Below are 6065 nucleotides of genomic sequence, written 5' to 3' on the forward strand. Positions count from 1 at the left end.
GAGCATGCGCGGGGGGTGCGGGTGATGCCCGGTTACGGCTGGTCGCGAGTGGTGAAGTAGAAGGTGATGGCCGAACCGGTGAAACCCACCAGGGCGGTGAAGACGACCTGGAAGGCCGGTTCGGCGCGTTCCCACTTCTGCGTGCCGGCCCAGAGGGGAACGAGGAAGTAGGCGACCCCAACGAGGACGGTCGCAGCTGCCATTCCGAAGGCCAGCAGTTTCCGGGTCTTCTCCTGCTGGTGGCCGATCGAGACGGTGAGTTCGGATTGGGTGACCGCGAGGTTGTCGCTGGTGACATCGGCTTCCACGTCGGGGCCGAGACGTACTTCCATCTCGGCCCCGCGGTGGCCTGCGGCGGTAACGGCCGGCGGCTCGGCTGGGTGCTCGACGTCCTCATTCCCCCCGGGGTCGGTCACTTGAATACGACCTCTCTCAACGTGCCGTCCTTGTCCTTGATGAACACGGAGCCGCCTTCCGCTTCGGCGTCCTCGAGGAACTTGGTGGTGCGGATGGCACGGACGAGTGCGGCGGTCTTGGTGGTGGCGTGCTTTTTGGCGATACTGTCGAGTCGGAGGATGTCTTCGTTGGGCAGGTTGGCCGTGACCTTCGAGACGTCGGAGGTCTCGTTCTTGGTTGCGCGGGCCATGGTGGGTCCTTTCCCGTGGCGGGTGTGCTGACCTGCACATTCTATCAGAAATGCGTATTTCCGCTACACCCCAGCCGTATCACTGCCGTATCGGTGCCGTATCGGTCGACATGGCGACAGAACCACCCCGATCGGGGCACGTCGACGTTCGGTGCCCCTGGGCTGCGCGAGTCCGCGTGAGGGCGGTGTCGTACAGGTTCCGGGGGGCGAGCCGGTCGTCGGCCGTGCTGCGACGACCCGGCCGGTTGGGTCGGGGACGACCCGGTCGGGGGTGCGGGTCCGAGCTGACGGTCACCGAGGATGGTCAGGTCGTCGCCATCGGCAGTACGTTCACGGCGACGTAGTCGATTGCCACCGCGGCGGCGGCGTCGAACGCGGCGCGGTGATATGGGCCGGACCCGAGATGCGCCCGTTGTTAACCACTGTTCGCTGGTTTACCGTGGCAAATCGGTTGGCGCCCTGAGTCATGTCTTCTGTGGACGGCTGGGACATTTTTCGGTGACGGGTGCTTGGCTGTTGTCACCTATCGCACCGAGGTCAACCCGCTACGTCCGGTCGTGCAGCGCCCGAGGTTGCTGTCCTGGGGACTGAACGGTGTACTCGAAAACGGGAGGTCCTGGTAGTCGGACCGGTGGGACCATACTCCGGTCGCCTTCACGATGCAGCATTGACTCCACAGAGACGAACTGCCTCTCTTCGGGACGGAATAGCTGATGTAAGGCACGCTGCATCGGGTGTCCGCACCGGCCTCAGCCTTGTCTGGAGATCCGGGGCGGTCGACGGCCCCGTCGACTGCATACGGCGATATCCTGAGGGCACGCCTCAGGAGATGGGGTTATGGAGGAACGTGCGCTGGTCGGGCCGTCGGGACCAGCGCACGGGAGTGACGAGCCGACGGAGTGAATAGGCCATCCGATGGGTGCAGGTGATCCGCCCGATACGCAGAGGTACCCCCCCGCCCCGGCCGCGGAGCTGGCCGGTGCCGGGTTCGAGGAGGTCCGGGAGATCGGCCGCGGCGGGTTCGGGGTGGTCTACCGTTGCGCCCAGGCGGACCTGGATCGCACGGTGGCGGTGAAGGTGCTCACCGTCGACCTCGACGAGGAGAACCGGGCACGGTTCCTCCGGGAGCAGCGGGCGATGGGGCGGCTGACCGGGCACCCGAACATCGTCCCCGTCCTGCAGGTCGGCACCACCGCCAGCGGCCGGCCCTACCTCGTGATGCCGTACCACCCGCAGGATTCTCTCGACGCGCGGATCCACCGGCACGGGCCGCTGCCGCTGGAGCAGGCCCTGCGGCTCGGGGTGAAGATGGCCGGGGCGCTCGAGACCGCGCACCGGCTCGGCATCCTGCACCGCGACGTCAAACCGGCGAACATCCTGCTCACCGAGTACGGGGAACCGCAACTGACCGACTTCGGTATCGCGCACATCGCCGGGGGGTTCGAGACCGCCACCGGTGCCGTGACGGGGTCGCCGGCCTATACCGCGCCGGAGGTGTTGGGTGGGGATCCGCCGAGTGCGGCGGCCGACATCTACGGTCTGGGTGCCACCGTGTTCAGTTCGCTGACCGGTCACGCGGCGTTCGAACGCCGCAGCGGGGAGCAGGTGGTCGCGCAGTTCCTGCGGATCACCACACAACCGGTGCCGGACCTGCGCGAGCACGGCATCCCCGACGACGTGTCCGACACCATCGCCCGGGCGATGGCCCGCCAGCCCGGTCGGCGTCCGGCCACCGCCGCCGCCTTCGGCGAGGAACTGCGCGCCCTGCAACGCACCCACGACCTTCCGGTCGACGAGATGGCCCTGCGCGCGGAACCCGACGCCCAAGGCCGCGGCGAGCAACCGGTCTCGCACAGCCGACGGTCGCCGACTCCCTCCGTGCCGGGCACGACGGGCAGTCTTCCTCTGGAGCTGACCAGTTTCGTCGGCCGCCGCCACGAGCTCACCGAGGTGAAGAACCTGCTGGCCGGCTCCCGGCTGGTGACGTTGACCGGGATCGGCGGGGTCGGCAAGACCCGCCTGGCGATGCGGGTGGCGGCGGCGGTGCAGCGCGACTACGCCGACGGGGTGCGGCTGGTCGAGCTCGGGGAGCTGCACGACCGCGCGGCGCTGCTCGAGGCGGTGGCTGCGGCGGTGGGGCTGCGGGACCAGTCGGGCAGGCCGGTGCAGGAAGTGCTGCTCGAGTTCCTCGCCGTGCGGCAGGTGCTGGTGGTGCTCGACAACTGCGAGCACGTGATCGACGCGGTCGCCGACCTGGCCGATCTGCTGCTGCGAAGCTGTCCACGGGTGCGGATCCTGGCCACCAGCCGCGAACCCCTGGCCGTCGGCGGGGAGGCCGTGCTCGCCGTCCCCCCGCTCACGGTCCCGGATCCACAGCAGCCGCCCTCGATGCGGGAGCTGCCCCGATACGATGCGGTGAAAATGTTCGCCGACCGCGCCGCGGCCGCCGTTCCCGGTTTCGTGCTCACCGAGGACAACGCGGCGACGGTGGCACGGATCTGCCACCGGCTCGACGGGTTGCCGCTGCCGATCGAGTTGGCCGCGGCCCGGCTGCGGGCGCTCTCGCCCGAGCAGATCCTCGACCGACTCACCGACCGCTACACCCTGCTCACCCGCGGCAGCCGGGGCGCGCCGACGCGGCAGCAGACGCTGCGGTGGTGTATCGACTGGAGTTTCGAGTTGTGCACCGCCGTCGAGCAACGGGTGTGGGGTCGGGTGGCGGTGTTCGCGGGCAGCTTCGACCTCGACGCCGCGGAGCAGGTGTGTGGTGTGGGTCTGGCCCCCGGCGAGGTGCTGGACACGCTGACCTCCCTGGTGGACAAGTCGATCCTGATCCGGGAGGAGGCCGGGTCGGTGGTGCGGTTCCGGATGCTCGAGACGCTGCGCGACTACGGCTACGAGAAGCTCGGGCAGACCGGCGAGGACCTGGTCGTGCGTCGCCGGCACCGAGACTGGTACGAGGCGGTGGCGCGCGCCGCGGAGGCCGAGTGGATCAGCGCCCGCCAGCTCGACTGGATCGCCCGCCTGAAGCGGGAACAACCGAACCTGCGCGAAGCCCTCGAATTCAGCATCGCCGACGATTCCGCCGCCGGACTGCGCACCGCCGCCGCACTGTTCTCGTTCTGGATCTCTCAGAGCCTCTACCACGAGGGACGGCGCTGGTACGACCAACTGCTCGCCCGCCAGGACGGCCCACCTACCCTCGAACAGACCAAAGCGCTCTACTGCGCCACCGTGATGGCCAACGTCCAGGGCGACATCCATGCCGGGATGGCACTCGTCGAGCACGCGCGCACGCTCACCGCGCAGACCACCGACCCCCTGGCGCGCGCGTACGTTTCCTTCGCCGACGGAAGGCTCGGACTCCTCAGCGGTGATTTCGAACATGCCCGCTCCCGCCTCGAATCCGCACTCGCAGTGTTCAGGGAACGCGGCGATCGGACGCTCGAGGTGACTGCGCTGACCGCACTCGGGACGGCCTATGAACTGTCCGGCCTGACAGAGCAGGCACTCGAATGCCATGAGCGGGTCCTCGCGATCACGAAATCGCACGGCGAGACGGTGCATCGATCGTATGCGCTGTGGGCCTTGGGAACTATCCTGTGGCAGCAGGGTAATGCAGGTCGTTCGGCGCAGCTTCTCGAAGAATCACTGGAGCTGTCCCGGCAGGTGCGCAGTCCCCACGTCGTTGCAGCCTCCCTCGAGGCGCTGGCCTGGATCAGCGTCGACCAACGCGATGCACGTCGGGCCGCGGTTCTGATGGGAGCCGCGCACGGGTTGGCGCAGGCGATCGGCAGTTCCCCGATCATTCACTCCCATCTGGTTGTCTACCACGAAGAATGTGCCCAGAAAACCCGGCAGACGCTCGGGGACAACGTCTTCGGGGCGGCCTACCGCCAAGGTGAGCAATTCGGCTTCGACGCGGCCATCGCCTACGCCCTGCGCGAGCATCCGCCAGCCGATTCCCCGCCCGGCACCGAGGCGTCGGCGCGACTGACCAAGAGGGAACGTCAGGTCGCCGACCTGATCGGCGAAGGTCTGACGAATCAGGCCATCGCCCGGCGCTTGGTGATCTCCCCTCGCACGGCACAAGGCCATGTGGAGCACATCCTGGCCAAACTCGGCTTCACTTCCCGGGCCCAGGTCGCGGCTTGGGTCACCGAGCAGACGCACGACTAAGTGGCATGTCGGGCAAACCTTGACTGAGTGATGCGGCTACGTGGTCCGGGATCGTTGAGGCGGGGACAATTCGTCTTCAGGTCGGCGCGGGGTTTCGCCAGCGCGTGTGGGAGCGATGGCGGCGTGTGGTCCGGCATGGCCGCGGTGAACAGGTCCGTCCAGCGCGAAGGAGCGCGGGACCGCGAACTGAAGTCGTCGATCACCACATACAACTTCTTCCCGGGCCGGAGTGCTCGCACAGTCTCGAGGAAGTCGCGGAACTCGCAGGGGCGTTGCGCGGGTGGATCGGTAGTACCCGACAGTCCAAGACACCCCGCTTCCTGGCTCTTGTGAGGACCGATCGGTATGCACCGGACTGTGCCGCGGAAGGGATGTGTGAGCGGTGAATTCTGCAGCATTCGACGGTGAGTTTTACACCTCACGGTCGTGAATGGATGCCATCGACACAGAATAGTGCTGTGAAATAATCGCTTTCGGTGTTGGTCATGCCGCGGCAATCGGTACTTGGCGGACATGGAGTCCGATGACTCCGCCCCCGAGGGACGATCGGTCGGTGCGAAAAGGTATGCCGGAGTGCGGCCGTCGGCCTTCGTTTCGTACCGACCAGTTTCCTTCCTCTGAAGAAATTAGGTATGTCGCTAGGTATTACGGCCGTTGCCTGGTCGCGATAGGCGGGACATGGTGTGACATGTCTCACCAGTTCGATCGAAGGTCCATCCGATGCCCTACCGACACCGATCTCCGATGACCCGAGCCGACGGTCACCACACCGCGATACACTGGTCCACTGTTCGCGTCGACGCCCGGGCGGAGGTGTGCGGCGTTCTCGGACGGGGATCCCCGGTGGTCTTCGTTCCCGGGTGGGGTTTGACGCCCTGGATCTACCGTCACGCCTTGGCCCGGCTGGCCCGGAGCTGTCGGGTCTATGCGCCGGCGATACCGGGGTTCTCGGGAGTGCCGGATAGTCCACTCGATGAGCGGACCGTGGCGGACGGCGCGGCCTGGCTCGGTCGGTTTCTCGGCGCTGCCGGGCTCGGTCCGGTGACCCTGGTCGGGCATTCGTTCGGCGGGGCGCTGGCGATCCGGGCCGCCCATGATCTTCCGGATCGGGTGGCGCGATTGGTGCTTGTGAACTCCGTGGGCGCAGGGGGGTGGCCGGACGTCGGGGGTGCGGTGCCCCCGCTCGGTGACGGACCCCTGTGGGAGCGGGGCGCTGCGGCGCTGGGGGACGCGCTGACGC

General features: G+C 67.6%; 4 protein-coding genes. 2 read left to right on the forward strand and 2 right to left on the reverse strand.

The features are described from left to right. Window positions 1–32: 32 nt before the first annotated feature. Window positions 33–416, reverse strand: a complete 384-nt coding sequence (locus tag G6038_RS30110) for a hypothetical protein (protein ID WP_165042515.1) — start codon at window positions 414–416, stop codon at window positions 33–35. Then, window positions 413–646, reverse strand: a complete 234-nt coding sequence (locus G6038_RS30115; protein ID WP_165042517.1) for a hypothetical protein — start codon at window positions 644–646, stop codon at window positions 413–415. Before G6038_RS30115 ends, G6038_RS30110 begins: the two co-directional genes overlap by 4 nt. Window positions 647–1561: 915 nt before the next feature. On the opposite strand from G6038_RS30115, the gene G6038_RS30120 reads away from it, so the two are divergent. Next, complete coding sequence (locus G6038_RS30120) at window positions 1562–4825, forward strand: protein kinase (RefSeq protein ID WP_165042519.1); 3264 nt, start codon at window positions 1562–1564, stop codon at window positions 4823–4825. Window positions 4826–5569: 744 nt separating this feature from the next. Continuing rightward, window positions 5570–6065, forward strand: a 496-nt coding sequence (locus tag G6038_RS30125) for an alpha/beta fold hydrolase (RefSeq protein ID WP_165042521.1), incomplete at its 3' end; no start/stop codon positions are given.

It is taken from the genome of Rhodococcus sp. 14C212, from assembly GCF_011058195.1.
In the GTDB taxonomy this organism is placed as follows: domain Bacteria; phylum Actinomycetota; class Actinomycetes; order Mycobacteriales; family Mycobacteriaceae; genus Rhodococcus; species Rhodococcus aetherivorans.

Excerpts from the sequence above, each read along its gene's own strand:
- G6038_RS30115 (WP_165042517.1), bottom strand. The coding sequence starts at position 646 with ATGGCCCGCGCAACCAAGAACGAGACCTCCGACGTCTCGAAGGTCACG.
- G6038_RS30120 (WP_165042519.1), top strand. The coding sequence starts at position 1,562 with ATGGGTGCAGGTGATCCGCCCGATACGCAGAGGTACCCCCCCGCCCCG.